The following is a 26194-nucleotide window of genomic DNA, read 5'->3' on the forward strand; positions in this document are numbered from 1 at the left end:
ATCAGCGCGGCGCGCCATGCGACACACGGTCTGTGGCGTGTCGGGTCTCTCTGTCGAGTCTGTATGTTAAAGTGGCGGACTTTTTCGAGGGGACTGTCACTGTGTGGGAATTGGTCAAATCCGGCGGCTGGATGATGCTGCCGATCATTCTGAGTTCCATCGCGGCAATGGCGATCGTTGCCGAGCGTCTCTGGACCTTGCGCGCCAGCCGTGTGACCCCGGAGCATTTGCTCGGGCAGGTCTGGGTCTGGATCAAGGACAAGCAACTCAACAAGGAAAAACTCAAGGAACTGCGCGCCAACTCACCGTTGGGCGAGATCCTCGCCGCGGGCCTGGCCAACTCCAAGCATGGTCGCGAGATCATGAAAGAGTGCATCGAAGAGGCCGCTGCCCGAGTGATCCACGAGCTGGAGCGCTACATCAACGCGCTGGGCACCATCGCCGCCATGGCGCCGTTGCTCGGCCTGCTCGGCACGGTGTTGGGCATGATCGATATCTTCAGTTCGTTCATGAGCACCGGCATGACCACCAACGCAGCGGTGCTGGCCGGCGGTATTTCCAAAGCCTTGATCACCACGGCTTCGGGCCTGATCGTCGGTATCCCGTCGGTGTTCTTCCACCGGTTCCTGCAACGGCGCATCGATGAACTCGTCGTGGGCATGGAGCAGGAAGCCATCAAGCTGGTTGAAGTGGTGCAGGGCGACCGAGACGTCGATCTGGCTGAGGGCAAAGCGTGAAATTCCGCCGCAAGCAACGGGAGAACGTGGACATCAACCTCGTGTCGCTGATCGACGTGGTGTTTGTCCTGCTGCTGTTCTTCGTCGTGACCACCACCTTTACCCGGGAAACCCAGCTGCGCGTCGACCTGCCGGAAGCTGTCAGCGGGTCACCTGCCGAAGACCAGCAGGCCAAGCAACTGGACATCGCCATCAGCGCCGACGGCGTGTTTTCGGTCAACAACCAATTGTTGCCGAAGAACGATCTGGCCAGCCTGATCGACGCCTTGAAGAAGGAGTCGAATGGCAACACCAATTCGCCGCTGTCGATCAGCGCCGATGGCAAAACCCAGCATCAGGCCGTCGTCACGGCGATGGATGCCGCGGGCAAGCTGGGTTTCACCCATTTGCGCATGACCACCGTTGAGGCGGCGCCGGCACCCTGATGGCCATGTCCGATCGTTTGCTCGCCGCCTGGTACGCCGGTCATCCGGCGCTGAAACTGTTGCAGCCACTGGAGTGGCTGTACCGGCGCGTGGTCACGGCCAAGCGCGAACGGTTTCTGGCCGGCCAGGGCGAGATCTACCAGCCACCGGTGCCGCTGATCGTCGTCGGTAACATTACCGTCGGCGGTACCGGCAAGACGCCGTTGATCCTGTGGATGATCGAACACTGCCAGCGCAGTGGCCTGCGGGTTGGCGTGGTCAGTCGCGGTTATGGCGCCAAACCAGCGCAATTGCCCTGGCGGGTCGACGCCGGGCAGAGCGCGGCTATCGCGGGCGACGAACCGTTGTTGATCGTCCAGCGCACCGGCGTGCCATTGATGATTGACCCAGATCGCAGTCGCGCCGTGCAGGCACTGCTGGCCGCTGAGCCGCTGGATCTGATCCTGTCTGACGATGGCATGCAGCATTACCGTCTGGCACGCGATCTTGAGCTGGTGTTGATCGATGCCGCACGCGGACTGGGCAATAAACGCTGCCTGCCGGCGGGCCCTCTGCGTGAGCCGGTCGAACGCCTGCAAAGCGTCGATGCGCTGCTCTACAACGGTGCCACGGCAGATCGCGACGACGGCTTTGCGTTCCAGCTGCGACCGACCGCGCTGGTCAACCTGCTGACGGGCGAACGGCGCTCGCTTGAGCATTTCCCCGCTGGTCAGGCCTTGCACGCGGTGGCCGGAATCGGTAATCCGCAACGTTTCTTCAACACCCTTGAAACGCTACACTGGCAGCCTGTTCCACATGCTTTTGCCGACCACGCCGAATACAGCGCGGCGGCCTTGAATTTCACACCGTCGCTACCGTTGGTGATGACCGAGAAGGATGCGGTGAAATGCCAAACCTTCGCGGCCGCTGACTGGTGGTATCTGACGGTCGATGCTGCGCCATCGCCGGCCTTCGTGGCCTGGTTCGACACGCAGTTGAAGCGGCTGTTGCCCGCACGTCTTTTGCCTTAAAACGCTTTTATCCAGGGAATGCTCATGGACACCAAATTGCTCGACATCCTCGCTTGCCCGATCTGCAAAGGTCCGCTCAAGCTCAGCGCCGATAAAACCGAGCTGATCAGCAAAGGCGCCGGTCTGGCCTATCCGATTCGTGATGGCATTCCGGTGATGCTCGAAAGCGAAGCGCGCACCCTGACGGCAGAAGAGCGTCTGGATAAATGAGCACTGCCTTCACCGTCGTGATTCCGTCGCGTTTTGCTTCCACCCGTCTGCCGGGCAAGCCTCTGCAAATGATTGCCGGCAAGCCGATGATCCAGCACGTTTGGGAACAGGCGAGCAAAAGCAGCGCGCAGCGGGTGGTGGTTGCCACGGACGATGCGCGCATAGTCGAGGCCTGCAAGGCCTTTGGCGCTGAAGTGGTGATGACTCGCGAGGATCACAACTCCGGCACCGATCGCCTGGCTGAAGTCGCTGCCCAACTGGGCCTGGCGCCGGACGCTATCGTGGTCAATGTGCAGGGCGACGAGCCGTTGATTCCACCGAGTGTGATCGATCAGGTTGCGGCCAACCTGGCGGCCCATACCGAAGCGCGCATGGCGACTCTGGCCGAGCCGATCGAAGACGTTGAAACCCTGTTCAACCCCAACGTGGTCAAGGTCGTCAGTGATCTGAATGGCCTGGCGCTGACGTTCAGCCGCGCCACCTTGCCGTGGGCGCGTGACGACTTCGCCAAGAGCCGCGAGCAATTGCCGGCTGGCGTTCCTTACCGTCGGCACATTGGCATCTATGCCTATCGCGCCGGTTTCCTGCATGACTTCGTCAGCTGGGGCCCATGCTGGCTGGAAAACACCGAGAGTCTGGAGCAGCTGCGTGCGCTCTGGCACGGTGTGCGGATTCACGTTGCCGATGCACTGATTGCACCGCCACCGGGTGTCGACACGGCTGAAGACCTCGAACGCGTTCGTCGCCTGCTGGAGGCCTGATGCGGGTTCTGTTCGTCTGCTTGGGCAACATCTGCCGTTCACCCACGGCTGAAGGTGTGCTGCGACACAAACTGCGTGATGCCGGTTTGGCCGATCAGGTCGAAGTGGCTTCTGCGGGCACCGGCGACTGGCACGTCGGCAAGGCGCCGGACAAGCGCAGCCAGGCCGCCGCGTTGCGCCGTGGTTATGACCTGTCCGCGCAACGTGCCCAACAGGTCACGCGCGCCGACTTTTCCAGCTATGACCTGATCCTCGCCATGGACCACAGCAACCTGCGCAACCTCAAGGCGTTGCAACCGGCCAAGGGCAGGGCGGAGCTGGATTTGTTCCTGCGTCGCTATGAGTCGAGCGTGGATGAAGTGCCGGATCCTTATTACGACGGCGATCAAGGCTTCGAGCAGGTGCTGGACCTGATCGAGCGCGCCAGCGATTTGCTGGTGATTGAATTGAAGGGACGCTTATGACTTTGCACCTGCAATCGCAGGTTTCGCTGAAGCCGTACAACAGCTTTGGCGTGGACGTGCGCGCGCAATGGTTCGCCGAAGCCCACAGTGATGCCGATGTGCGCGAGGCGCTGGTGTATTCGGCCGCGCACGCTGTACCGCTGCTGGTGATTGGCGGTGGCAGCAACCTGTTATTGACCGCAGACATTGCCGCGCTGGTGCTGCGCATGGCCACCCGTGGTATTCGGGTGTTGAGCGACAACGGCAGTCAGGTGGTGATCGAAGCCGAGGCCGGCGAAAGCTGGCATCCGTTTGTGCAATGGACACTGGCGCAGGGTCTGTCGGGTCTTGAGAACCTCAGCCTGATCCCGGGCACCGTCGGTGCCGCGCCGATGCAGAATATCGGGGCCTATGGGGTCGAGATCAAGGATGTGTTCGCCGGTCTGACCGCGCTGGACCGCCAGACCGGCGAGCTGCGGGATTTCACGCTGGCCGAGTGCAACTTTGCCTACCGTGACAGCCTGTTCAAGCAGCAAGTCGGTCGCTGGTTGATCCTGCGAGTACGTTTTGCCCTGAACCGCGTCGAGCATTTGCATCTGGAATACGGCCCGGTTCGTCAGCGCCTGACCGAGCAAGGCATCGATCATCCCACCGCGACCGATGTCAGCCAGGCGATTTGCAGCATTCGCAATGAGAAGCTCCCTGACCCGGCGGTGCTCGGTAATGCCGGCAGCTTTTTCAAGAACCCGCTGGTATCGGCAGCTCTGGCGGCACAAATTCGCCTTGAGCATCCGGGCCTGGTTGGTTATCCACAAGCGGATGGCCGGGTGAAACTGGCGGCTGGCTGGTTGATCGAGCAGGCGGGCTGGAAAGGCTTCCGTGACGGCGACGCCGGCGTGCATCGCTTGCAGTCGCTGGTGCTGGTCAACTACGGCACGGCCACCGGGCTTGAGCTGCTTAACCTGGCGCAGCGGATCCAGAGAGACATCGCCGAGCGCTTCAATGTCGAGCTGGAGATGGAGCCGAATCAGTATTGAGCTACGCTTGATCGCTGAATCCAGAGCCCTGCACACCTTCCTTGGTTGCAGGGCTTTTTTGTTAATGCTGAGTTAACTTAGCCTGCTAACGATGCAATCATTTGCTCCATAACTCTACCTATATGCGGGCGTGCCCATGATTACCCTGAAGCTCAATGGTCAAGATCATCAACTCGACGTCACCGAGGACATGCCGCTGCTCTGGGCAATCCGCGATGTGGCCGGTTACAGCGGCACCAAATTCGGTTGCGGCATGGGCCTGTGTGGCGCCTGCACGATTCATATCGACGGCGCCCCGGCGCGCAGTTGCATCACGCCTATCGGTTCGGTGATCGGGCAGGACGTTAGCACCATCGACAACTTGCACAGCGATCCGGTTGGCCAGGTCGTCCAGCAAGCCTGGCTCGACACGGCAGTCGCCCAGTGCGGTTTTTGCCAGGGCGGGCAGATCATGTCGGCCACGGCGTTGCTCAAGACCAACCCCAATCCCAGCGATGAACAGATCGAACAGGCGATGGTCGGCAATATCTGCCGCTGCGGCACGTACAACCGCATCAAGACCGCGATCCGCCAGGCCTCCACTCATCTGCAGGAGCGTAAGGCATGAGCCAGCTACCGAATGATTTCGCCCTGAGTAATCTCAGCCGTCGTGGTTTTCTCAAAGGCGTGAGTGCGACTGGTGCGCTGGTGCTCGCCGCCAGTTGGGGCTGGCAGGACGCGTTCGCCGAAGAGAAAAAGTTCGGTGCCGCGGGCATGCCCAATGGCTGGATCGATGATCCCAAGGTCTACGTGAGCATTGCCGCCGACGGCAGCGTGACGGTGGTCTGCAATCGTTCGGAAATGGGCCAGGGCGTACGCACCAGCTTGAGCATGGTGGTTGCCGATGAACTGGACGCCGATTGGGCAATGGTCAAAGTCCGGCAGGCGCCGGGAGACGAGGTGCGCTTCGGCAACCAGGACACCGACGGCTCGCGCAGCATGCGTCATTGGTACGAGCCGATGCGCCGTTGCGGTGCCGCTGCACGAACCATGCTTGAGCAAGCTGCGGCCGATCAGTGGAAAGTCCCGGTTGGCGAATGCCGCGCGCAATTGCACAAAGTTATCCACCAGCCCTCCGGGCGTGAACTCGGTTACGGTGCGCTCGCCGTCGCTGCGGGTGCGTTGGCCGTGCCGGCTCGTGAAAGCCTGCGGCTCAAGCAGCCGTCGGAATTCCGTTATATCGGCAAGGAAGGGACTAAGGCGATCGATGGTGCGGACATCGTTAATGGTCGTGCGGTCTACGGTGCCGACGTGCACTTTGACGGCATGCTCTTCGCCACTGTGGCGCGGCCGGCGGTCTATGGCGGCAAGGTCAAGTCCTTCGATGCCAGCGCGGCGTTGAAAGTCCCGGGAGTGGTCAAGGTTATCCAGATTGAAAGCCGCCCATTGCCTTCGGAATTCCAGCCGTTGGGCGGGGTGGCGGTGATTGCCAGCAATACCTGGGCGGCGATCAAGGGGCGTGAAGCGCTGAAGATCGAATGGGATGACGGTGCCAATGCCGGTTACGACTCGATTGCTTATCGCAAGGAGCTGGAAGCCGCCGCCCTGAAGCCGGGCAAAGTGGTGCGCAGCACCGGCAATATCGAAGAGGCCATGAACAGCGCCGACAGCAGTCTGGAAGCGGCCTACTACTTGCCGCATCTGGCACAGTCGCCAATGGAACCGATGGTTGCCGTTGCGCGTTTCAAGGATGGCCATTGCGAGGCCTGGGCGCCGAGTCAGGCCCCGCAAGTGACCCGCGAGCGCATCGCCGAGCGTTTGGGTATCCCATTCGACAAGGTCACGGTCAATGTCACCTTGTTGGGCGGCGGTTTCGGTCGCAAGTCCAAGCCGGACTTCATTCTGGAAGCAGCGATCCTGGCCAAGGAGTTTCCCGGCAAGGCTGTGCGCGTGCAATGGACCCGTGAAGACGACATCCATTGTTCGTACTTCCATACCGTCTCGGCGGAATACCTCAAGGCCAGCCTGAACAAGGACGGCATGCCGTCCGGCTGGTTGCACCGCACCGTAGCGCCCAGCATCACCGCGTTGTTCGCGCCAGGCATGAATCACGAGGCGGCCTTCGAGTTGGGCATGGGCTTTACCAACATGGCCTACGCGATTCCCAATGTACGCCTGGAAAACCCTGACGCGGCGGCGCATACCCGGGTTGGCTGGTATCGCTCGGTGTCGAACATTCCTCACGGTTTCGCGATTCAGAGCTTTGTCGATGAGTTGGCACACAAGGCCGGACAAGACCCGCTGAAGTACCAGATCAAGCTGTTGGGACCGGACCGTCAGATCGATCCGCGAACCCTGAGCGAAGAGTGGAACTACGGCGAATCCCCTGAGCGTTATCCGATCGATACGGCGCGCCTGCGTGGCGTTCTGGAAGCAGCGGCCAAGGGGGCCGGCTGGGGGCGAAAACTGCCCAAGGGTCGTGGTTTGGGCCTGGCGGTGCATTACAGCTTCGTCACCTATGTGGCGGCGGTCATCGAGGTTGAAGTCAAGGATGACGGTACGCTGATCGTGCACAAGGCCGACATCGCGGTCGATTGCGGTCCGCAGATCAACCCGGAGCGGATTCGCTCGCAGTTCGAAGGCGCCTGCGTGATGGGCCTGGGTAACGCGGTGTTGGGCGAAATCAGCTTCAAGGACGGCAAGGTCCAGCAGGACAATTTCCATATGTACGAAGTGGCGCGCATGTCCCTGGCGCCGAAAGAGGTGGCGGTGCATTTGGTCACGCCACCCGGCAATGTGCCGCTGGGCGGTGTCGGTGAGCCGGGCGTGCCGCCCATCGCTCCGGCGCTGTGCAATGCGATCTTCGCTGCCACCGGCAAGCGTATTCGCAGCTTGCCAGTTCGCTACCAGTTGCAAGGCTGGCAGCAGACCAAAGCCTGATGCGCAGCGTTGAACAGGGTATGAAGCTGGGCGCGATCATTCTTGCGGCGGGGCAGGGTAGTCGTTATCGACAAGTGGCGGGTGCCGACCAGGACAAGTTGCTGGCGATGTGCGAAGGGCGCGACGGCATTGTGCGACCGGTGATCGAGCAGGTGCTGCGCAATCTGCCGATGGGCATGGACACGCGGTTGTTGGTGACGACGCCGGATCGTCCAGAGGTTGCACGGCTGGCCCGGGCTTATGGTTGCCAGGTGCTGTTGCTGGCATCGGCGGGCATGGGCGACAGCATTGCGGCGGCGGTCGCTGCGTGCGCGGCGCTGGATGGCTGGCTGGTGGTGTTGGGCGATATGCCGTTTATCTTGCCGTCGAGTATCGAGCGGATTGTTGAGGGGATAGCGGTCGATACCATCAGCGTGCCCGTGCAGGGTGGCGAGTTTGGGCATCCAGTGGGGTTTGGGCGTTCGTTGGGTGCCGCGTTGATGGCGTTGTCCGGCGACCGCGGGGCCAAGCCGCTGTTTGCGTCAGCGAAAGTGGTTGAGGTGGTGGTGAATGATCCCGGAGTGTTGTGGGATGTGGATGTGCCGGTCGCGCTGGCCTTTCAATAATCGTCGATTGGTCGTGATACCTCGCGGGCCGAGGCCAGCCCCCAGGCCTCTATAGGGTAGAGTACTGAACTCTGCCCCTTCTACTGCCTATTCGTATTTATCGATGGGTGCCAGATATAAAACTCGTTATTCATCCGGTTTTATCCGGCATACGATCTTGTTGCGTGCGGTATTCACTGTTGCGGTGTATGCCCGGTTAGTACTCATCAAGATAATAAAGAGCCTACATGATAAAGCAGTATATGGATGCGTCGGTTAGTGTTAGCCCTATTGAACTGGGCAGTGAGGGCCAAACATTGGGCGCCTTGGAGCGGGCGTTGAGTTTTGACGATGTTTATCAGCCGGTTCCCCGTTATGTCAACACGCTGCGTCAACTCAGAAAGGCTTCTCAAACGATAAGTTGTCACCGTGACGAGATTAAATTTGGTGTTACGTTTAGTGAACGCTTGCAAGTACTCTCTGATGACCTCGGTTTGTCAAAGGAGCACTTTTCGATCAATACCAGTGGCTCGCCATTGATTGTCAAGGAACAAGTCGGGGAGCATCTGATTTCGCCCACTCACTTTGAAAACGGTGCGTATTTCAGCCATCCCCATGCGGATCATCAACTCGATCACTCGGCGGATGAGTTGCCTTCGATCAAGATTGGCCAGTATGTGCGTTTTGGTCGTAATGCCGCAGTCAACGCCGGTGGCGATGTGGATATTGGCGACGGTGTCTGGTTGTCGCCGGGCAGTCAGTTGCTTCGTCAGGACCATGATCCTTATGGTCGGCTCTCCATCGGCTCGCGGACCGTTGCGATGACGCGCCTGCCGCCCGTGAGGTTGTGCGATTACGCATGGGTCGGGCGTGAAGCGATCGTCGGCTGGAACGCGGATTATCTGGGCAAGGCTAGCATCGTCGGGATCCGCTCCTTTCTCAATACTTGGGTCGGCGACTATTCCATCGTTGGCGATCAGGGGAAAGTCCTGCAATACCTGCCGTTCAAGGCTCACCTCATGGAAACATATCAGCCGTCGATCGAGCAGACGCTGCAAATCAGCGATTGGGCCGCGATCAATTCGGACTGGTTGATGATCTACCGTGATACCCCGAAGTGCGAGACATCGCTATTGCCGGGATCCCTGGCTGAGTATCTGGACACGCCGGGCAAGAAGTCCGTGTTGCTGATTGCTCCGACTGATAACGCCCAGCTTCAAGCGTTCGCCCGACACAGTCTCGATGTTATCTCCACTACCCGGCAGCAGTTTGCTCACCACTTGCAGTGGGCGCAGGACCACGGCCACAAGCAGCTCAGACTGCGCGCCGACCTGGATTTTTCGAGGCTGCCGTTTGCCTCGGCCGGCGATTTTCACTATCGCCGTCGATTGGGTTATTCACTCATTGTCGCAAACAGTTCGCCTGTCGAGGCCGAGCCTTGCCGAGTCTATGTCAATGAACTGGCCCGGGTGTTGGCGACAGAGGCACTTATGTTGGTGCCCATCACTGATGTGTTGCAGGCGCAATTGTCTGTGTATCAAGACGCGTTCCATCTGCTGGGGGAAGTCGAGTTCGACGGCGCCTCTTTCATGTTAATGAAGAAGATCTGACGAGGGTACCAATGCCGTACTTACTACTTTCACTCGCTGCCGTGTTCTGGGGCGGTAATTATGTCGTCGGAAAATTGATGGTGGTGGATGTTGATCCCGTGCTGCTGTCGCAACTTCGATGGCTGATTACCAGTGCATTACTGCTGGTAATTAACTATAAGTCTGTGGTCGCCAGTTTGCCGGCCGCGCGCAAATCATGGTTAACCCTGGTGATGTTGGCGGTCTGTGGGCAGGTTATATTTCCGCTGACGTTGTATATAGGTTTGCAATACACCAGTTCTTTGAATGCGGCGATTTACCTGTCGGCTACACCGTGTCTGGTACTGGCCCTCAATCGTTTCGTTTTCGGTGATTTCATCTCCAGGTCGAATATGCTGGGCGTGGTCATCAGTACGGTCGGTGTGTTCTGGCTGGTGACCATGGGGCACCTTTCCGATTTGAGTTTTCTGGAGGGCTTCAACAAAGGCGACTTCTGGACCATGGCCTCGGCCGCTAGTTGGGCTGTCTATTGTTCCTTTCTGCGGACAAAGCCCAAAACCATAGCTGGCAATGCCTTTGTGACGTATTGCGCGGTGGTGGGCGCGCTATGCCTGATTCCGTTCAGCCTGGGGGTTTGGGTCTTGCATCCTGACTTAACCTTCAACCTGGGGCAGGGCACAGCCCCCTGGCTCGGTCTGGCGTATCTGGTGATCTTCCCGTCCTGGTTGTCGTACTTGTTCTGGAGCAAAGGCATCGGTGAAATCGGTGCCACTCGTGGCGAGATCTTCACCCATCTGGTGCCACTGTCCGGGGGGCTGTTTAGTATTGTGTTCCTGGACGTACAAATGCATGCCTATCACTTGGTCAGTCTGGTGCTGATTGTGTTCGGGGTGATCCTCTGTTCCATCAAGCGACGGGCTCCGATTGCGCTACGTACGGAGGCCGCGTGATGGACAGAATCATCGATTCGGTTGATTGCCACGGCGTTCGGTGGGTGGGCCTTGTACAGGGCAAGGGGGCATCGACTTCGGTCTGGCAGGTCGCAGGTGTCGAGACCTCTCAGGCGTTGGCCGTGCGGTTCATGCGTAGCAAGCAATCCTGGGAGCGCTTCAGGAGCGGCTTGTCCCTTGCTGCGGTGCCGCTTGAGGCGCTTTCATCGATGACCTTTAACGTGCCGCTGCGACCCGTTCAAGATGCCGTATGCATGGTGAGCGGTTTCGGTTACACGCACCGCTCGGTCAATGGTCTGCCCATGCCCGAGCGATCCTCCCCGGACTGGTACTACAAAGGCAATGGCAAAGGGCTGGTTGCTGCTTCACAGGCGATTAAATCGCCGTGCCATGCCAGTGGGGCGGGAGTCGAGATCGAGTATGCCTGTGTATACCTCATCGACGACTGCCGAAACCCACGCTATATCGGCTACACCTTGGCAGTGGATTTCTCTGACCCGGTGCTGCGTCACGCTCAACCCGGGCTGGCCGGTCTTTCCAAGTTGCGCAATACCGCGTTGTGCCACGAACTGGTGATCGCTGAACCACTGCGCCATTCGGTGGTGAGGAGTTCGATTGTCCGGCGTGGAGAAACTGTGTGGAGCAAACAGTCGCTATTGGGGCTCGATCAACTGATGTTCGCCAAAAGCGAACTCGAAGCACTGTTGTTCCAGCATGAAGAGCTCTGCGAGCCAGGTACGGTCCACTACGTTTTGCTCGGCGCTTCAATAAGTACTGACAAGGATGCCTTCGAGTTGCAGCACGGTGACGTGATTCAGGCGAGCAGCCAAGAGGAGGGGCTGCAACTGTCCAACCTTTTCGAAGATGAAGTGGTGCGTCAATCGTGTAACTGCTGACGAGTGCCCGGCCTGTTATATCGCTGTTGCCTTCAGCGGTAAGCGGGCCGACTTTTCGAAGTCCAGCACCCATTGCGCCAATGCCCTGGGGGCCGGTTTGCCAGCGTGATCGAAATACACGAATTCAGTGGTCAGCGAGGCATATGGACCACCCAGGAAGTAAGTCTGCACCTGTTCACTGCGGCAGCACGAATCGACCAGTGACAAAGGCACCATGGCGACACCCACGCCGTTGATCACATTTGAAAACAGCAGCGGATAAGAACCGCACTCGATGATCTTTTCAGGAGTGATGTTGCCCATCATAAACAGTTCGTCGAGATTACGTTGCGAAGCGCTACGCCGGCTGTTGACGAGGAATACCTGACCGCTGAACGCTTTCAAGTCCTGGACAGCAGGCTGTGTCGCACTGTAGATCAGGGCCAGCGGATCGTTGAACAGTGTCACCCGGCGATAATGCGCAGGCGCAAAGCCGGCGCCGACAATTACCGCGTCGAGTTTACCGGCCTCAAGATCCTTGAGCAGTGACTGTGTGTTACCAATGCTGACATCCACCGCCAGGCCGTCGGGATTGGCAACGATGCTTTGCAGCAGATTCTGGCGAGTGATGGTGAGATTTTCTATGACTCCCAGACGAACGCGTGTTTCGGTTTTTGCCTGATTCAGGCTGGCTTGAGCGAGAGCAACCAGATCGAGGATTTGTGAGGCGTAGGCATAGAGTTCCTTGCCTTGAGCCGTCATCGTGATGCCGCGACCGGAGCGTTCGAACAACTTGGTATCGAGTCGTGATTCGAGTGTCTTGATTCGGAAGGAAATACTGGATTGAGCGCGGTTTAATCTGATCGCGGCTTGCGTGACGCTTCCATAGTCAACAATCGCTTTGAAAGCGTCCAGTTCAGCAATTTCCATAGTCATGCACTCTTTGCTCCATAACGGGCCGAAGGTTTTCGGGCCGTGGCAGGGTCTGCTTTTAGCCCAGCAACCGCTCTATTCTGCACGTTGCGTTGTTATTTTGTAAAAAAGTATTACAAGGCTTTAGGCGAGTGTTTAACCGGGAGCGCAGGATCTTCGGTAATGAGCCATTGTTAAACCGCGACGGGCTGTCGGTATTCAAAGGCATAAAAAAGCCCCGCCTGGGTTACCAGGCGGGGCTTTTTAGTGGCTGATGGAATCAGGCGAGGGGTTTAGGCTCGTGCTCTTTTTCCAGGGCCTCAGGTTTGTGCTCTACCACTTCTTCGACGGAACGCAGGTTTTCGTCGATGGCTGGGGCAGCAGGTTCGGCAGTCACTTCGGCGGCCGGGGCAGGGGCTGCCTCGACGACTTCGGCGACAACCGGAGCAGGCTCGGCAGCAACAGCCGGTGCAGCAGCGGCAGCCAGTTCGGCTTCCTTCTGCAGGCGCTCCTCTTCACGCTTGCGGCGACGCACTTCACGTGGGTCGTTTGGCGCGCGGCCACTTGGCGTCAGGGCGCTAACCGGGGCGGCTTCGACAACCGGTGCAGCCACTTCGGCGACAACCGGAGCTTCAACCACCGGAGCAGGCTCGGCAACAACAGTCGGGGCTTCAGCGACTGGCGCTGGAGCTTCGATAACTGCAGTTTCTGCAACCCAGTTGAATGCAGTTTGCTCTTCGCGAACCTCAGGCGCCTTTTCGGCGACCGGGGCTTCAACCACAGGCTCGGCAGCGACTACTGGCTGTTCGGCAACTACGGCTGGTTCAACAGCCGCGTGAACTTCAGGCTGTGCTTCACGAACTGGAGCTACTTCAACGGCAGGAGCGACTGGCACTTCGACCGGGGTGGTGGCTTCCACGACTGGCGCTTCAACCTGAGCCACTTTCTGAACAGCTTCTTCAGTCACGGCGGTAGCGCGTTCAGCTTGCTGATGAGCCTGAGCTTCAGCAGGAGCGCTGATCACAGTGCTGGCAACAGCGGCGGTAACGGCCAGGCCGGCAGCCAGTTCGGCGCCTGTTGGCTCTTCGCTGGTTTCGGACTCTTCCGAGCCTTCGATCACGTTGCCGTTGGCATCGCGTTGACGCTCGCGACGGTTGCTGCGACGACGCTGGCCACGGGAGCGGCGGCGTGGACGATCGCCTTCGGCGTTGTCCTGGCCATCTTCCTGCAGTTGCTCTTCGCTGGTTGGCAGCTCTTCTTCAGCAACGGCGGCAGCGGCTTGTTCGGCACGTGGTTGACGTTCTTCACGCGGTGGGCGTGGAGCGCGCTCTTCACGTGGCTGACGAGCCGGACGCTCTTCAGCAACAGCCGTTACAGCGGCGGCAGCGGCTGGCGCGGCATCCAGAGGTTCACGCAGTTCACGAACCGGGCGCTCTTCACGCTCGCCACGTGGCTTGCGATCTTCGCGAGGGGCGCGTGGTGCGCGCTCTTCACGCGGTGGACGCGGTGCGCGTTCTTCGCGAGCGACTGCTGGAGTCTCTTCGCGGGCTTCGCGTGGTTGACGCTCTTCACGAGGTTCGCGCGGTGCGCGTTCTTCACGAGGTGCACGTTCTTCGCGTGGTTTGCGTTCTTCATCGCGGCGACCGTTACGGTTGCGGCTCTGCTGACGACCGTTACGACGCTCTTCGTTGCGTGCCGGGCGCTCGGTAGCTGGTTTTTCAACCACAACCGGAGCAGCAGGCTCTTCCTTGGTGGCGAACAGGCTGACCAGCGATTTCACCAGGCCTTTAAACAGGCTTGGCTCTGGCGCTGCGACCGGAGCGGCAACCGGGGCAGCAACGACTTCGGTCGGAACCGGAGCGTTGGCGCGGGCTGGAGCGGTTTTCACGGCGGCTTCCTGGCGAACCAGGGTGCGGGTGGCGGCGGCCGGTTGAACTTCTTCCACTTCAGCAGCGGCAGCAGCGATTTCGTAGCTGGACTGGTTGATGTGGGCTTCCGGGCTGTCATCGCGCAGACGCTGAACTTCGAAGTGCGGCGTTTCGAGGTGATCGTTCGGCAGGATGACAATGCGGGCACGGGTGCGCAGTTCGATCTTGGTGATCGAGTTGCGTTTTTCGTTCAGCAGGAACGCAGCGACCGGGATCGGCACTTGTGCGCGAACTTCGGCAGTGCGGTCTTTCAGGGCTTCTTCTTCGATCAGGCGCAGGATCGCCAGCGACAGCGATTCAACGTCACGGATGATGCCGGTGCCGTTGCAGCGAGGGCAGACGATGCCGCTGCTTTCGCCCAGCGATGGGCGCAGGCGCTGACGGGACATTTCCAGCAGGCCGAAGCGCGAGATGCGACCGACTTGCACGCGAGCGCGGTCGGCTTCCAGGCATTCGCGGACTTTCTCTTCCACAGCGCGCTGGTTCTTGGCAGGGGTCATGTCGATGAAGTCGATGACGATCAGGCCGCCGATGTCGCGCAGGCGCAACTGACGGGCGATTTCTTCGGCAGCTTCAAGGTTGGTCTGCAGGGCGGTTTCTTCGATATCGCTGCCTTTGGTGGCGCGCGCCGAGTTGATGTCGATGGACACCAGGGCTTCGGTCGGATCGATAACGATGGAGCCGCCGGAAGGCAGTTCAACGACGCGCTGGAAAGCGGTCTCGATCTGGCTTTCGATCTGGAAACGGTTGAACAGCGGAACGCTGTCTTCGTACAGCTTGATCTTGCTGGCGTATTGCGGCATCACCTGGCGGATGAAGGTCAGGGCTTCGTCCTGGGCTTCAACGCTGTCGATCAGCACTTCGCCGATGTCCTGGCGCAGATAGTCGCGGATCGCACGGATGATCACGTTGCTTTCCTGGTAGATCAGGAATGGCGCGGAACGATCCAGCGAGGCTTCTTTGATGGCGGTCCACAGTTGCAGCAGGTAGTCGAGGTCCCACTGCATTTCTTCGCTGCTGCGGCCAAGGCCGGCAGTGCGCACGATCAGACCCATGTCAGCCGGGGCAATCAGGCCGTTCAGGGCTTCACGCAGTTCGTTGCGCTCTTCACCTTCGATGCGACGGGAGATACCGCCGGCACGCGGGTTGTTCGGCATCAATACCAGGTAACGACCGGCCAGGCTGATGAAGGTGGTGAGGGCGGCGCCCTTGTTGCCACGTTCTTCTTTTTCGACCTGAACGATGACTTCCTGGCCTTCGCTCAGGACGTCCTTGATGTTGACGCGGCCTTCAGGGGCTTTCTTGAAGTATTCGCGGGAGATTTCTTTAAGGGGCAGGAAGCCGTGGCGCTCAGAGCCGAAATCGACAAAGGCAGCCTCAAGGCTTGGTTCGATGCGAGTAATCCGGCCTTTATAGATGTTGGCCTTCTTCTGCTCGCGTGCACCGGACTCGATGTCCAGGTCGTAGAGGCGCTGGCCGTCTACCAGTGCAACACGCAACTCTTCGGGTTGAGTTGCGTTAATCAGCATTCTTTTCATGTAGTACCGTCGGTTTCCGGGCTGCCGGAAACGGCGTTCGGCACACACGACTTCTCACGGTCGGTGTCAGGTGCGTCAGGAGTGGTTGGCCACTCCAGTGTCTAGCGAGGTTCGACCAATTGGGCCGGAGTCGCGACGTACGCGTCCTGCTTGCTGTGGCTACTTAAGCACTCAGTCAGGAGGAGGAATCAACCGGCGACTGTGGACGAGATGAAGCGTCTAAATATAAGCCTAGTGCTACACAGTCCGACGGTTGTGCATCTCCACCCTACACGTATCCCTGATAATTCGGGTGCTGCCGCGCGCAGAATCCGCAGCGGGTTGGCATTTACCGTGTTCTCCAATGGGGAGTTCACGCTCATGGCTACACAAGACTGGGTGTCAGCTGTTTTGCTGGTACTCAGCTTGTAACAGGCGTTGTTTCCGAAGCACTCGCTCAAGGGCTGGTTCGGGACTGACTGCACTTTGTGAACTGGCCGTAAATATCGGCGCATCAGACGAGTGGTTACTCTGTTGCTGCGCTCGCTTCAGGCCTCATGTCACCTGCGCTTGTTACAATCACAAACCTTCCAATCGTTGCGAAAGCCCCGTAGGACGGCCTCGCGTCCTGATGAATTGCGTTGGTCAGGGCCGGCAATTTGCCGTTTGTCCTCTGTCCAGGCCGCTTTTGGCGGCGTTCGCGACTATAGCAGCAATGATTAAGTGCTTCAATTCCATAAAAAATTGTTATCATTCGCGGCATGACGACTACTGCCCCCTCGACCCCAAGCGTACAACTGCTGGAGGTCTCGCCGGAATATGCCGGCCAACGTATTGATAACTTCCTTCTTGCTCGGCTCAAAGGCGTGCCCAAGACCTTGATTTACCGCATTTTGCGTAAAGGCGAAGTGCGTGTGAACAAAGGTCGGATCAAGCCCGAATACAAGCTGCAGGCGGGCGACATCGTGCGCGTGCCGCCGGTGCGTGTGCCGGAACGCGACGAGCCTGTGCCATTGGCGCAAGGGTTGTTGCAGCGACTCGAAGCCTCGATTGTCTTCGAAGACAAGGCGCTGATCGTGATCAACAAGCCTTGCGGCATCGCTGTTCACGGCGGCAGCGGCTTGAATTACGGCGTGATCGAAGCCTTTCGTCAGTTGCGTCCGGATTGCAAGGAGCTTGAGCTGGTTCACCGTCTCGATCGTGACACCTCCGGCCTGCTGATGATCGCCAAAAAACGCAGCATGCTGCGTCACTTGCACACGGCATTGCGCGGCGATGGCGTCGATAAGCGCTATATGGCGCTGGTCCGCGGTAACTGGGCTGCCTCGATCAAGCAAGTCCGTGCGCCGCTGGGCAAGAGCAATCTGCGCTCCGGCGAACGCATGGTCGAGGTCGACGAGGAGGAGGGCAAGGAGTCCGTGACCGTGTTCAAGGTCCTGCGTCGCTTTGGCGACTTTGCCACCCTGATCGAAGCCAAACCGATCACCGGCCGGACTCACCAGATTCGCGTCCACACCTTGCACGCCGGGCACTGCATCGCTGGCGACACCAAGTACGGCGATGACGACTTCAGCAAAGAGATTCGCGATCTGGGCGGCAAGCGCCTGTTTCTCCATGCCTATATGCTGACTGTGTCGCTGCCTGATGGCGGTGAGCTCAAGCTTCAGGCGCCGGTGGATGAAATGTGGGCCAAGACCGTGGAGCGCCTGAGTGCACCCTGATTACAAGTTGCTGATTTTCGATTGGGACGGCACGTTGGCCGACTCCATTGGTCGGATTGTCGAGGCGATGCATGTGGCGTCGCAGCGATCCGGTTTTCAGTTACGTGATGATCTTGCCGTCAAAGGCATTATTGGCCTTGGGCTGCCGGAAGCGATTCGCACGCTGTATCCGGAGATTGGCGATGACGAGCTGGTGGCATTCCGTCAGCACTATGCGGATCACTACATCGCCTCGGAGGCCGTGCCTTCGCCGTTGTTTGACGGTGTTGTCGAGTCGCTTGAGGCGTTTCGTGCCGAGGGTTATCACCTGGCGGTGGCTACCGGCAAAGCGCGTCGCGGGCTGGATCGGGTGTTGAAATCCCACGGTTGGGAGGATTATTTCGATATCACTCGCGCCGCCGATGAAACCGCCAGCAAGCCGCATCCGCTGATGCTCGAACAGATTCTCGCCCATTGCGACGTCCGCCCTGAGCAGGCGTTGATGGTGGGGGATTCGTCGTTCGATCTGCAGATGGCGCGCAACGCCGGGATGGATTCGGTTGCCGTCAGCTATGGTGCTCAATCGATGGAAGCCTTGCGCGTGTTCGAACCGCGCCTGGCCATTGATCATTTTTCGCAATTGCACGCCTGGCTGGGTCAGCGGGCCAATTAGGTTTTTGTTGGGGTGGATGGAATGACCGACGAATGGAAGGCGCCAGCCAAGGCCAGTGCCGAAGATGGCGAAGACAAGAGCTGGAAGCTGCTTGAGAAAACCCTGCTTGCGGGAGTGCAGGAGCAACGTCGCTCGCGGCGTTGGGGGATTTTCTTCAAGCTGCTGACCTTTGTTTATCTGCTCATCGCGTTGGTCCTCTTCACGCCGCTGATGGATATTGAGAAAAGCGCGACTCGCGGGTCGAGCTACACCGCGTTGATCGAAGTGACCGGGGTGATTGCCGACAAGGAATCGGCCAGTGCCGACAACATTGTCGGCGGTTTGCGCGCCGCGTTCGAAGATCCGAAGGTCAAGGGCATCGTGCTGCGAATCAACAGTCCGGGCGGCAGTCCGGTGCAGTCGGGTTATGTCTACGATGAGATTGGTCGTCTGCGTGCCCTGCATCCGGCGATCAAGGTGTATGCAGTGATTTCCGATCTGGGGGCTTCGGGGGCGTACTACATCGCCAGCGCGGCGGACCAGATCTACGCCGACAAGGCGAGCCTGGTGGGTTCGATTGGCGTGACGGCGGCCGGTTACGGGTTTGTCGGGACCATGGAAAAACTCGGAGTCGAGCGTCGGACCTATACGTCCGGCGAGCATAAGTCGTTCCTCGATCCGTTCCAGCCGGAAAAACCGGATGAGATCAAGTTCTGGCAGGGTGTGCTGGATACCACTCACCAGCAGTTTATCAACAGTGTCAAAAAGGGCCGCGGCGATCGCCTGAAAGACAAAGAACATCCGGAACTGTTCTCCGGGCTGGTCTGGTCGGGCGAGCAGGCGCTGCCATTGGGCTTGATCGATGGTTTGGGCAGTGCCAGTTCGGTGGCGCGTGACGTAATCGGCGAGAAAGAGCTGGTCGACTTCACGATTCAAGAGTCGGCGTTCGACCGCTTCTCGAAAAAACTCGGCGCCAGCGTGGCTGAGCAGTTGGCGATGTGGATGGGCTTTCATGGGCCGGCATTGCGCTGATCGTCGCGCAATATAAAAAACCGGCCTGCGAGGCCGGTTTTTTTTGAGCAAAAGGTCGCAGTCTCAGGGAATCTGCACACCTTCAGTCAGCAGCATGTCTACCAGGCGAATCAGCGGCAGACCGACCAGGCTGGTGGCGTCGGGGCCTTCGGTGCTTTGAAACAGGCTCACGCCCAATCCTTCGGCCTTGAAGCTGCCAGCGCAGTCGTAGGGCTGTTCGGCGCGCAGGTAGCGTTCAATGCGTGCCTGATCCAGTGTGCGCATGTGTACGGTGAAGGGGATGCAGTCGAGCTGGCAATGGCCGGTCTGGCTGTTGAGCACCGCCAGGCCGGTCAGGAAGGTCACGCTGGCGCCGCTGGCGGCCAATAATTGATCGCGAGCCTTCTCGAACGTGTGGGGTTTACCAATAATCCGTCCGTCGAGCACGGCGACCTGGTCCGAGCCGATAATCAAATGGGCAGGATGACCGCCGGCCAGTGCCTGGGCTTTTTCGCGGGCCAGGCGTTTTACCAGTTCAATGGCTGACTCTTCCGGTTGATGGCTTTCGTCGATATCCGGTGAGCTGCAGGTAAATGGCAGTTGCAAGCGGGTCAGTAATTCGCGGCGATAGACCGAGCTTGAAGCAAGTAATAAAGGCAGCATACGGCTCTCCAAAAGTCAGTCGCAAATTCTAGCGGGGCTTCCAAGTGACGGACAGGACTGAATTTCCTTTGACATGGCTGGGGGCATCCCTATAATGCTGCGCCTATGTTGAATGACCCGATTCCACCTCACGTTGACCCGCGCAAATTGGCTGATCGTGGCACCACCCTTCAAGGTGAAATGCTGCTGGCCGATTTGGAGAGACTCTGCGACCCGCTTTCCGACACTGTCGGTACGGTGCAGGCTAAATTCGTTTTTGAACGAGATGAACGTAAATCTGTGGTTATCCACAGCTTTATCGACACCGAAGTCAAAATGGTTTGCCAGCGTTGTCTTGAGCTGGTCACCCTGCCGATTCACAGCGAATGCAGTTATGCTGTGGTGAAGGAGGGTGCGAATACCCAGTCGTTGCCGAAAGGTTATGACGTGCTGGAACTGGGCGAAGATCCTTTGGATCTGCAGTCACTGATCGAGGAGGAGCTTCTGCTCGCCTTGCCCATTGTGCCTGCTCATCATCCGGAAGAATGCCAGCAGCCGGCGGGTCTCGATGAGCCCGAACCGAGCGAGGACGAGGTAACGCGGTCCAACCCGTTCAGTGTATTGGCGCAGTTAAAGCGTGACCCAAACGTTTAGGAGTTAATCAATTATGGCTGTTCAGCAGAACAAAAAATCCCGCTCCGCCCGTGACATGCGTCGTTCGCACGATGCTCTCGAGGCAAGCACCCTGTCCGTAGAAAAGACCACTGGTGAAGTTCACCTGCGTCACCACGTATCGCCAGAAGGCGTATACCGTGGCCGTAAAGTGATCGACAAGGGCGCTGACGAGTAATCCTTGTCCGCTCAAGTCATCGCGATTGACGCAATGGGCGGGGACTTCGGTCCCCGCAGCATTGTTCAGGCCAGCCTTGCTTGTCTGTCTGCTACGCCCTCGTTGCACCTGACCCTCGTCGGTCAACCCTCCCTTTTAGAAGAATTGATCGCCAGCCAGTCGGCTGTGGATCGCGCGCGCCTGACGATTGTGCCGGCCAGCGATGTGATTGGCATGGACGAGAAGCCTTCCCAGGCCCTGCGTGGCAAACCGGACTCCTCGATGCGGGTTGCGCTTGAGTTGTTGCGTGATGGCAAGGTTCAGGCCTGTGTCAGTGCCGGCAATACCGGTGCGCTGATGGCGTTGTCGCGTTATGTGCTCAAGACCTTGCCGGGTATCGATCGACCGGCGATGGTGGCGGCGATCCCGACGCAACGTGGTTATTGCCAGTTGCTCGATCTGGGGGCGAATGTCGATTGCAGTGCCGAGCACCTGTTCCAGTTCGCGGTGATGGGCTCTGTGGCGGCTGAAACCTTGGGCATTGCTCGGCCGAAGGTCGCGTTGCTGAACATCGGCACGGAAGACATCAAGGGCAATCAACAGGTCAAGCTGGCGGCGACGCTGCTGCAAAACGCTCGCGGGCTGAATTACATCGGCTTCGTCGAAGGTGATGGCTTGTACCGTGGCGAGGCTGACGTGGTGGTTTGCGACGGTTTTGTCGGCAATATCCTGCTCAAATCCAGCGAAGGGCTGGCGACCATGATCGCCGGGCGGATCGAGGCGTTGTTCAAGCAAAACCTGGCGTCGAGAATGGTCGGGGCTCTGGCGTTGCCACTGATGAAGCGCCTGCAGGCCGATCTGGCGCCTGCGCGACATAATGGCGCGAGCTTCCTCGGTTTGCAGGGGATCGTCGTTAAAAGTCACGGTTCGGCCGGTGTGCAGGGCTTCCAGAGTGCCATTCAGCGCGCCTTGATCGAGATTCAGGAGAACCTCCCGCAGCGGCTTCACGGTCGCCTCGAGGATTTGTTGCTTTAGGCATTTTCGCTCGACAATGCTTAAATGTGACCGCTCAGTTCAATTAGCCATCCAACTGTCAGTTTCTTGCGTCCAGCAGTACAGGACGTCAATTCTCCGACGACAAGATCATTAGGGGCTTGTTACATGTCTGCTTCCCTCGCATTCGTCTTTCCAGGACAGGGTTCGCAGTCCCTCGGCATGCTGGCCGAGTTGGGCGCGCAACATCCGTTGATCCTCGAAACTTTCAAAGAAGCTTCCGATGCCCTGGGTTACGACCTGTGGGCACTGACCCAGCAAGGGCCGGAAGAGCAGCTCAATCAAACCGACAAAACCCAACCGGCGATTCTCACCGCTTCGATTGCCTTGTGGCGTCTGTGGCTGGCTGAGGGCGGCGCACGTCCGGCTTACGTTGCCGGTCATAGCCTGGGTGAGTACAGCGCGCTGGTCGCGGCCGGTAGCCTGAGTCTGGGTGACGCCGTGAAGTTGGTAGAGCGTCGCGGTCAGTTGATGCAAGAAGCGGTGCCGGCCGGGCAGGGCGGTATGGCTGCCATTCTCGGTCTGGACGACGCTGATGTGCTGGCTGCCTGTGCCGAAGCGGCGCAAGGCGAAGTCGTCAGCGCGGTCAACTTCAACTCGCCAGGCCAGGTGGTAATCGCCGGTGCCAAGGCGGCTGTCGAACGCGCCATTGAAGGCTGCAAGGCGCGTGGTGCCAAGCGCGCCATGCCGCTGCCGGTCAGCGTACCGTCGCACTGCGAGCTGATGCGCCCGGCTGCCGAGCGCTTTGCCGAGTCGATCGCTGCGATCAACTGGCAGGCTCCGCAAATCCCGTTGGTGCAGAACGTCAGCGCTGATGTGGCGCCGGATCTGGAAACGCTTACGCGTGATCTGCTCGAGCAGCTTTACAAGCCGGTTCGCTGGGTTGAGTCGGTCCAGGCGCTGGCCGCCAAAGGCGCTACTCAACTGGTTGAATGCGGTCCGGGCAAAGTCCTGGCTGGCCTGAACAAGCGCTGCGCCGAAGGCGTGTCGACCTCTAACCTGAACACCCCGGATGCTTTCGCTGCTGCTCGTGCAGCGTTGGCCTGAACTTAGGAGAAGCCTGCATGAGTCTGCAAGGTAAAGTTGCACTGGTTACCGGCGCGAGCCGTGGTATTGGCCAGGCTATCGCACTGGAACTGGGTCGTCAGGGCGCTATCGTGGTGGGTACTGCGACTTCTGCTTCGGGCGCTGAGCGCATCGCGGCAACCCTGAAAGAAAACGGCATTCAAGGCACTGGCCTTGAGCTCAATGTCACCAGCGACGAGTCCGTAGCGGCCGTGCTGGCGAGCATTCAGGAGCAATTCGGTGCGCCGGCGATTCTGGTGAATAATGCCGGTATCACCCGCGATAACCTGATGATGCGCATGAAAGATGACGAGTGGCATGACGTTATCGACACCAACCTGAACAGTCTGTTTCGCCTGTCCAAGGGTGTTTTGCGTGGCATGACCAAGGCGCGTTGGGGACGAATTATCAGTATTGGTTCGGTTGTGGGTGCCATGGGCAACGCAGGCCAAGTAAACTATGCAGCCGCCAAGGCAGGTCTGGAAGGTTTCAGCCGCGCTCTGGCGCGTGAAGTAGGTTCGCGCTCGATTACGGTCAACTCGGTGGCCCCTGGGTTCATCGATACCGATATGACCCGCGAACTGCCAGAGGCGCAGCGTGAAGCCTTGCAGGCGCAAATTCCGCTGGGCCGTCTGGGGCAAGCTCAAGAGATCGCGTCCGTGGTCGCTTTTCTTGCGTCGGACGGTGCGGCTTACGTTACTGGGGCTACAATCCCGGTGAACGGCGGGATGTACATGTAATTCAAATGTGACGGATTGCTTCAAAAAAATGTCATACGAGCTGTCTAAAATCCGTTATAAAGCTGCAATCTATTTATAGGCAGATGGTCGTCAGGGTTTGAGGAGTGAAGCTTTCAGTTGAAAAACTGAAAAGCCTTTCTATACACTTACCCACTGGCCAGCTGCCTGAATTTGTCCATTAGGAGTGAAAACAAGGTATGAGCACCATCGAAGAGCGCGTCAAGAAAATCGTTGCTGAGCAACTGGGCGTTAAAGAAGAAGAAGTTGTGAACACTGCTTCCTTCGTTGAAGACCTGGGTGCCGACTCCCTTGACACCGTTGAGCTGGTGATGGCTCTGGAAGAGGAATTCGAGACCGAAATTCCTGACGAAGAAGCTGAGAAGATCACTACTGTACAAGCTGCCATCGACTACGTTACTAGCCATCAGGCGTAATAGTTTGTAGCCGTTGTTAGCTGTCATGGAAAAACCGCACTGCCATCACGGCGTGCGGTTTTTTCCTTTAGGCCTGATGCAAAGTCGTCATTTGAAAAAAGGAGAGTGCTGTGTCGCGTAGACGCGTCGTAGTCACCGGTATGGGTATGTTGTCGCCACTGGGCACGGATGTGCCGAGCAGCTGGCAGGGTATTCTGGCTGGCCGCAGTGGCATTGGTCTGATCGAACACACCGACCTTTCTGCCTATTCCACCCATTTTGGCGGCTCGGTAAAGGGCTTCAATGTCGAGGAATACCTGTCGGTCAAGGAAGCTCGCAAACTCGACCTGTTCATTCAATACGGTCTGGCAGCAGGGTTTCAGGCAGTGCGTAACGCTGGCCTGGAAGTCACCGACGCCAATCGTGAACGTATCGGCGTGGCCATGGGCTCGGGTATTGGCGGTCTGACCAATATCGAAGAAACCAGCCGCACGCTGCATGATTCGGGGCCGCGGCGGATTTCTCCGTTTTTCGTGCCGGGCTCGATCATCAATATGATTTCCGGTTTCCTGTCCATCCATCTGGGTACGCAGGGGCCTAACTACGCCATTTCGACAGCCTGTACCACCGGTACGCACTGTATCGGTATGGCGGCGCGCAACATTGCCTACGGCGAAGCCGACGTGATGATTGCCGGTGGTGCCGAGATGGCCGCGTGCGGTCTTGGCATGGGTGGCTTTGGTGCTGCTCGTGCTTTGTCGACCCGCAATGACGAGCCGACCCGCGCCAGCCGTCCATGGGACAAGGGCCGTGATGGCTTCGTGTTGTCCGACGGCGCCGGTGCGTTGGTGCTTGAAGAGCTGGAGCACGCCAAGGCGCGTGGTGCGACCATTTACGCCGAGCTGATCGGCTTTGGCATGAGTGGCGATGCGTACCACATGACCTCGCCGCCGGCCGATGGCGCAGGCGCTGCACGTTGCATTGTCAATGCACTGCGTGACGCCAAGCTGAACGTCGACCAGGTCCAGTACATCAACGCCCATGGTACGTCGACCTCGGCCGGCGACCTCGCCGAAGTCTGCGCGATCAAGTCGGTGTTTGGCGATCACGCCTACAAGCTGGCGGTCAGCTCGACCAAGTCCATGACCGGTCACCTGCTGGGTGCGGCGGGCGCGGTTGAAGCGATTTTCAGTGTGCTGGCAATCAACGGCCAGGTGGCGCCACCGACCATCAACCTCGATGAACCGGATGAAGGTTGCGACCTCGACTTCGTGCCACACGCGGCGCGTGATACGAAGATCGATGTGGTGCTCTCCAACTCGTTCGGTTTTGGCGGTACCAATGGCTCGCTGGTGTTCCGTCGGTTCGCTGAATGATGGAAAGCTGGGTCGACGGTCAGCCGGCTGACGCACTGTCGCTTAAAGACCGCGGCCTGGCGTACGGCGATGGTCTGTTCGAGACCATCGCCGTCAAGGGTGGGCAGCCATTGTTGCTGGATCGACATTTGAGTCGTCTGGCGGATGGCTGCTCGCGCTTGGCGATTAACGCGGATCATGCATTGATTCGCAGCGAGCTGCTGACCTACGCCGCCGCCCTTGGCGAAGGTGTGCTCAAGCTGATGCTGACCCGTGGCGATAGCCAGCGCGGTTATGCAGCCGATCCATCGGTGTCGCCGCGGCGTATTCTTCTAGGCAATCCTCCTGCGGCTTATCCTGCCGTGCACGCGCAGCAAGGTATTCGGCTGTTTCCCTGCGCTACCCGACTTTCCGAGCAGCCGCTACTGGCCGGCCTCAAGCACCTCAATCGTCTCGAACAAGTCATTGCCCGTTCCGAATGGCAGGACGGCGAGCACGCCGAAGGCTTGATGCTGGATCTTCAGGGACGGGTGATCGAGGGTGTTTTCAGTAATCTGTTCCTGGTGCGTGATGGCGCGTTGTTGACGGCTGATCTGAGTCGTTGTGGCGTCGCCGGAGTGATGCGCGCCGAACTCTTGTCCCAGGCCGAAAGGCTGGGGATTGTCACGCATGTCACTGACATCAGTCTTGATCAACTGCAACAGGCTGATGAAGTTTTCGTCTGCAACAGCGTGTACGGCATCTGGCCGGTACGCGCTTATGCTGCACTGAGCTGGCCGGTTGGGCCGCTCACCCGTAAACTGCAAGGCATTGCCCGCGCGCTACTGGATGCTTGAT

Annotated in this window: 27 protein-coding genes; 24 read left to right on the forward strand and 3 right to left on the reverse strand. The window is 58.9% G+C overall.

Annotated elements, in window-relative coordinates; genetic code table 11:
* The first annotated feature begins 101 nt into the window (after nucleotides 1-101).
* From AC3WK5_RS13735 to AC3WK5_RS13795, 13 genes are all read left to right on the forward strand, one after another.
* Nucleotides 102-737, forward strand: coding sequence for a MotA/TolQ/ExbB proton channel family protein (locus tag AC3WK5_RS13735; RefSeq protein ID WP_019689340.1), 636 nt, complete (start codon nucleotides 102-104; stop codon nucleotides 735-737).
* A complete protein-coding gene (locus AC3WK5_RS13740; protein WP_103317688.1) occupies nucleotides 734-1162 on the forward strand; it encodes an ExbD/TolR family protein in 429 nt (142 codons plus the stop codon). The genes AC3WK5_RS13735 and AC3WK5_RS13740 overlap by 4 nt, the downstream gene beginning before the upstream one ends.
* Nucleotides 1162-2172 carry a tetraacyldisaccharide 4'-kinase gene (lpxK, locus tag AC3WK5_RS13745; protein ID WP_103317686.1) on the forward strand — a complete coding sequence of 337 codons (1011 nt, stop codon included), beginning with the start codon at nucleotides 1162-1164 and terminating at the stop codon, nucleotides 2170-2172. The genes AC3WK5_RS13740 and lpxK overlap by 1 nt, the downstream gene beginning before the upstream one ends.
* 24 nt (nucleotides 2173-2196) lie before the next feature.
* The gene (locus AC3WK5_RS13750; protein ID WP_019689343.1) at nucleotides 2197-2382 is read left to right on the forward strand and encodes a Trm112 family protein; all 186 of its coding nucleotides are present in this window, start codon (nucleotides 2197-2199) and stop codon (nucleotides 2380-2382) included.
* Entirely contained in the window at nucleotides 2379-3143 is a 765-nt protein-coding gene (gene kdsB / locus AC3WK5_RS13755) for a 3-deoxy-manno-octulosonate cytidylyltransferase (RefSeq protein WP_103317684.1), read from the forward strand. The genes AC3WK5_RS13750 and kdsB overlap by 4 nt, the downstream gene beginning before the upstream one ends.
* Nucleotides 3143-3607 (forward strand): low molecular weight protein-tyrosine-phosphatase, encoded by a 465-nt coding sequence (locus AC3WK5_RS13760; protein ID WP_019689345.1) that lies wholly within the window; start codon nucleotides 3143-3145, stop codon nucleotides 3605-3607. The genes kdsB and AC3WK5_RS13760 overlap by 1 nt, the downstream gene beginning before the upstream one ends.
* The gene (gene murB, locus AC3WK5_RS13765; protein ID WP_103317682.1) at nucleotides 3604-4623 is read left to right on the forward strand and encodes a UDP-N-acetylmuramate dehydrogenase; all 1020 of its coding nucleotides are present in this window, start codon (nucleotides 3604-3606) and stop codon (nucleotides 4621-4623) included. The genes AC3WK5_RS13760 and murB overlap by 4 nt, the downstream gene beginning before the upstream one ends.
* Before the next feature lie 136 nt (nucleotides 4624-4759).
* Nucleotides 4760-5230, forward strand: a complete 471-nt coding sequence (locus AC3WK5_RS13770) for a (2Fe-2S)-binding protein (protein WP_054593356.1) — start codon at nucleotides 4760-4762, stop codon at nucleotides 5228-5230.
* Nucleotides 5227-7542, forward strand: coding sequence for a xanthine dehydrogenase family protein molybdopterin-binding subunit (locus tag AC3WK5_RS13775; RefSeq protein WP_103317680.1), 2316 nt, complete (start codon nucleotides 5227-5229; stop codon nucleotides 7540-7542). The genes AC3WK5_RS13770 and AC3WK5_RS13775 overlap by 4 nt, the downstream gene beginning before the upstream one ends.
* The gene (locus tag AC3WK5_RS13780; RefSeq protein WP_256585248.1) at nucleotides 7542-8147 is read left to right on the forward strand and encodes a nucleotidyltransferase family protein; all 606 of its coding nucleotides are present in this window, start codon (nucleotides 7542-7544) and stop codon (nucleotides 8145-8147) included. Before AC3WK5_RS13775 ends, AC3WK5_RS13780 begins: the two co-directional genes overlap by 1 nt.
* A 227-nt stretch (nucleotides 8148-8374) precedes the next feature.
* Nucleotides 8375-9736 carry an acyltransferase gene (locus AC3WK5_RS13785; RefSeq protein WP_103317678.1) on the forward strand — a complete coding sequence of 454 codons (1362 nt, stop codon included), beginning with the start codon at nucleotides 8375-8377 and terminating at the stop codon, nucleotides 9734-9736.
* An 11-nt stretch (nucleotides 9737-9747) separates the two neighbouring features.
* Nucleotides 9748-10665 (forward strand): DMT family transporter, encoded by a 918-nt coding sequence (locus AC3WK5_RS13790; RefSeq protein WP_103317676.1) that lies wholly within the window; start codon nucleotides 9748-9750, stop codon nucleotides 10663-10665.
* Nucleotides 10665-11561: a hypothetical protein gene (locus AC3WK5_RS13795; protein ID WP_103317674.1), complete on the forward strand. Its 897-nt coding sequence runs from the start codon at nucleotides 10665-10667 to the stop codon at nucleotides 11559-11561. The genes AC3WK5_RS13790 and AC3WK5_RS13795 overlap by 1 nt, the downstream gene beginning before the upstream one ends.
* A 15-nt stretch (nucleotides 11562-11576) precedes the next feature.
* Here AC3WK5_RS13795 and AC3WK5_RS13800 read toward each other — a convergent pair whose 3' ends face one another.
* Together AC3WK5_RS13800 and rne are read right to left on the reverse strand one after the other, a co-directional pair.
* Nucleotides 11577-12476, reverse strand: coding sequence for a LysR family transcriptional regulator (locus tag AC3WK5_RS13800; RefSeq protein ID WP_103317672.1), 900 nt, complete (start codon nucleotides 12474-12476; stop codon nucleotides 11577-11579).
* A gap of 256 nt (nucleotides 12477-12732) precedes the next feature.
* Nucleotides 12733-15918 carry a ribonuclease E gene (gene rne, locus AC3WK5_RS13805; protein WP_103317670.1) on the reverse strand — a complete coding sequence of 1062 codons (3186 nt, stop codon included), beginning with the start codon at nucleotides 15916-15918 and terminating at the stop codon, nucleotides 12733-12735.
* A gap of 740 nt (nucleotides 15919-16658) precedes the next feature.
* Here rne and rluC point away from each other — a divergent pair.
* The 3 genes from rluC to AC3WK5_RS13820 are packed head-to-tail and all read left to right on the forward strand — an operon-like array spanning nucleotide 16659 to nucleotide 19281.
* Nucleotides 16659-17618 carry a 23S rRNA pseudouridine(955/2504/2580) synthase RluC gene (gene rluC / locus AC3WK5_RS13810; protein WP_054593352.1) on the forward strand — a complete coding sequence of 320 codons (960 nt, stop codon included), beginning with the start codon at nucleotides 16659-16661 and terminating at the stop codon, nucleotides 17616-17618.
* Nucleotides 17608-18270: an HAD-IA family hydrolase gene (locus AC3WK5_RS13815; RefSeq protein ID WP_054593351.1), complete on the forward strand. Its 663-nt coding sequence runs from the start codon at nucleotides 17608-17610 to the stop codon at nucleotides 18268-18270. The genes rluC and AC3WK5_RS13815 overlap by 11 nt, the downstream gene beginning before the upstream one ends.
* A 21-nt stretch (nucleotides 18271-18291) precedes the next feature.
* Nucleotides 18292-19281, forward strand: a complete 990-nt coding sequence (locus tag AC3WK5_RS13820; protein WP_103317666.1) for a S49 family peptidase — start codon at nucleotides 18292-18294, stop codon at nucleotides 19279-19281.
* 63 nt (nucleotides 19282-19344) lie between these two features.
* Here AC3WK5_RS13820 and AC3WK5_RS13825 read toward each other — a convergent pair whose 3' ends face one another.
* Entirely contained in the window at nucleotides 19345-19923 is a 579-nt protein-coding gene (locus AC3WK5_RS13825; RefSeq protein WP_103317664.1) for a Maf family protein, read from the reverse strand.
* A 105-nt stretch (nucleotides 19924-20028) separates the two neighbouring features.
* Here AC3WK5_RS13825 and AC3WK5_RS13830 point away from each other — a divergent pair, with 105 nt between their 5' ends.
* From AC3WK5_RS13830 to pabC, 8 genes are all read left to right on the forward strand, one after another.
* On the forward strand, nucleotides 20029-20556 hold the full coding sequence (locus AC3WK5_RS13830) for a YceD family protein (RefSeq protein ID WP_008152342.1): 528 nt from the start codon (nucleotides 20029-20031) through the stop codon (nucleotides 20554-20556).
* 13 nt (nucleotides 20557-20569) lie between these two features.
* On the forward strand, nucleotides 20570-20752 hold the full coding sequence (gene rpmF, locus AC3WK5_RS13835) for a 50S ribosomal protein L32 (protein ID WP_003179396.1): 183 nt from the start codon (nucleotides 20570-20572) through the stop codon (nucleotides 20750-20752).
* A gap of 3 nt (nucleotides 20753-20755) precedes the next feature.
* Nucleotides 20756-21766, forward strand: coding sequence for a phosphate acyltransferase PlsX (plsX, locus tag AC3WK5_RS13840; RefSeq protein ID WP_081013687.1), 1011 nt, complete (start codon nucleotides 20756-20758; stop codon nucleotides 21764-21766).
* A 126-nt stretch (nucleotides 21767-21892) separates the two neighbouring features.
* Complete coding sequence (fabD, locus tag AC3WK5_RS13845) at nucleotides 21893-22831, forward strand: ACP S-malonyltransferase (protein WP_054593347.1); 939 nt, start codon at nucleotides 21893-21895, stop codon at nucleotides 22829-22831.
* 17 nt (nucleotides 22832-22848) lie between these two features.
* The gene (gene fabG, locus AC3WK5_RS13850) at nucleotides 22849-23589 is read left to right on the forward strand and encodes a 3-oxoacyl-ACP reductase FabG (RefSeq protein ID WP_054593346.1); all 741 of its coding nucleotides are present in this window, start codon (nucleotides 22849-22851) and stop codon (nucleotides 23587-23589) included.
* A gap of 197 nt (nucleotides 23590-23786) precedes the next feature.
* A complete protein-coding gene (gene acpP / locus AC3WK5_RS13855; RefSeq protein ID WP_003175607.1) occupies nucleotides 23787-24023 on the forward strand; it encodes an acyl carrier protein in 237 nt (78 codons plus the stop codon).
* Nucleotides 24024-24133: 110 nt separating this feature from the next.
* Entirely contained in the window at nucleotides 24134-25378 is a 1245-nt protein-coding gene (fabF, locus tag AC3WK5_RS13860) for a beta-ketoacyl-ACP synthase II (RefSeq protein WP_054593345.1), read from the forward strand.
* Nucleotides 25378-26193, forward strand: coding sequence for an aminodeoxychorismate lyase (gene pabC, locus AC3WK5_RS13865; protein WP_103322114.1), 816 nt, complete (start codon nucleotides 25378-25380; stop codon nucleotides 26191-26193). Before fabF ends, pabC begins: the two co-directional genes overlap by 1 nt.
* Nucleotide 26194 lies beyond the last annotated feature (1 nt).

Source organism: Pseudomonas sp. FW306-02-D09B (genome assembly GCF_058782685.1).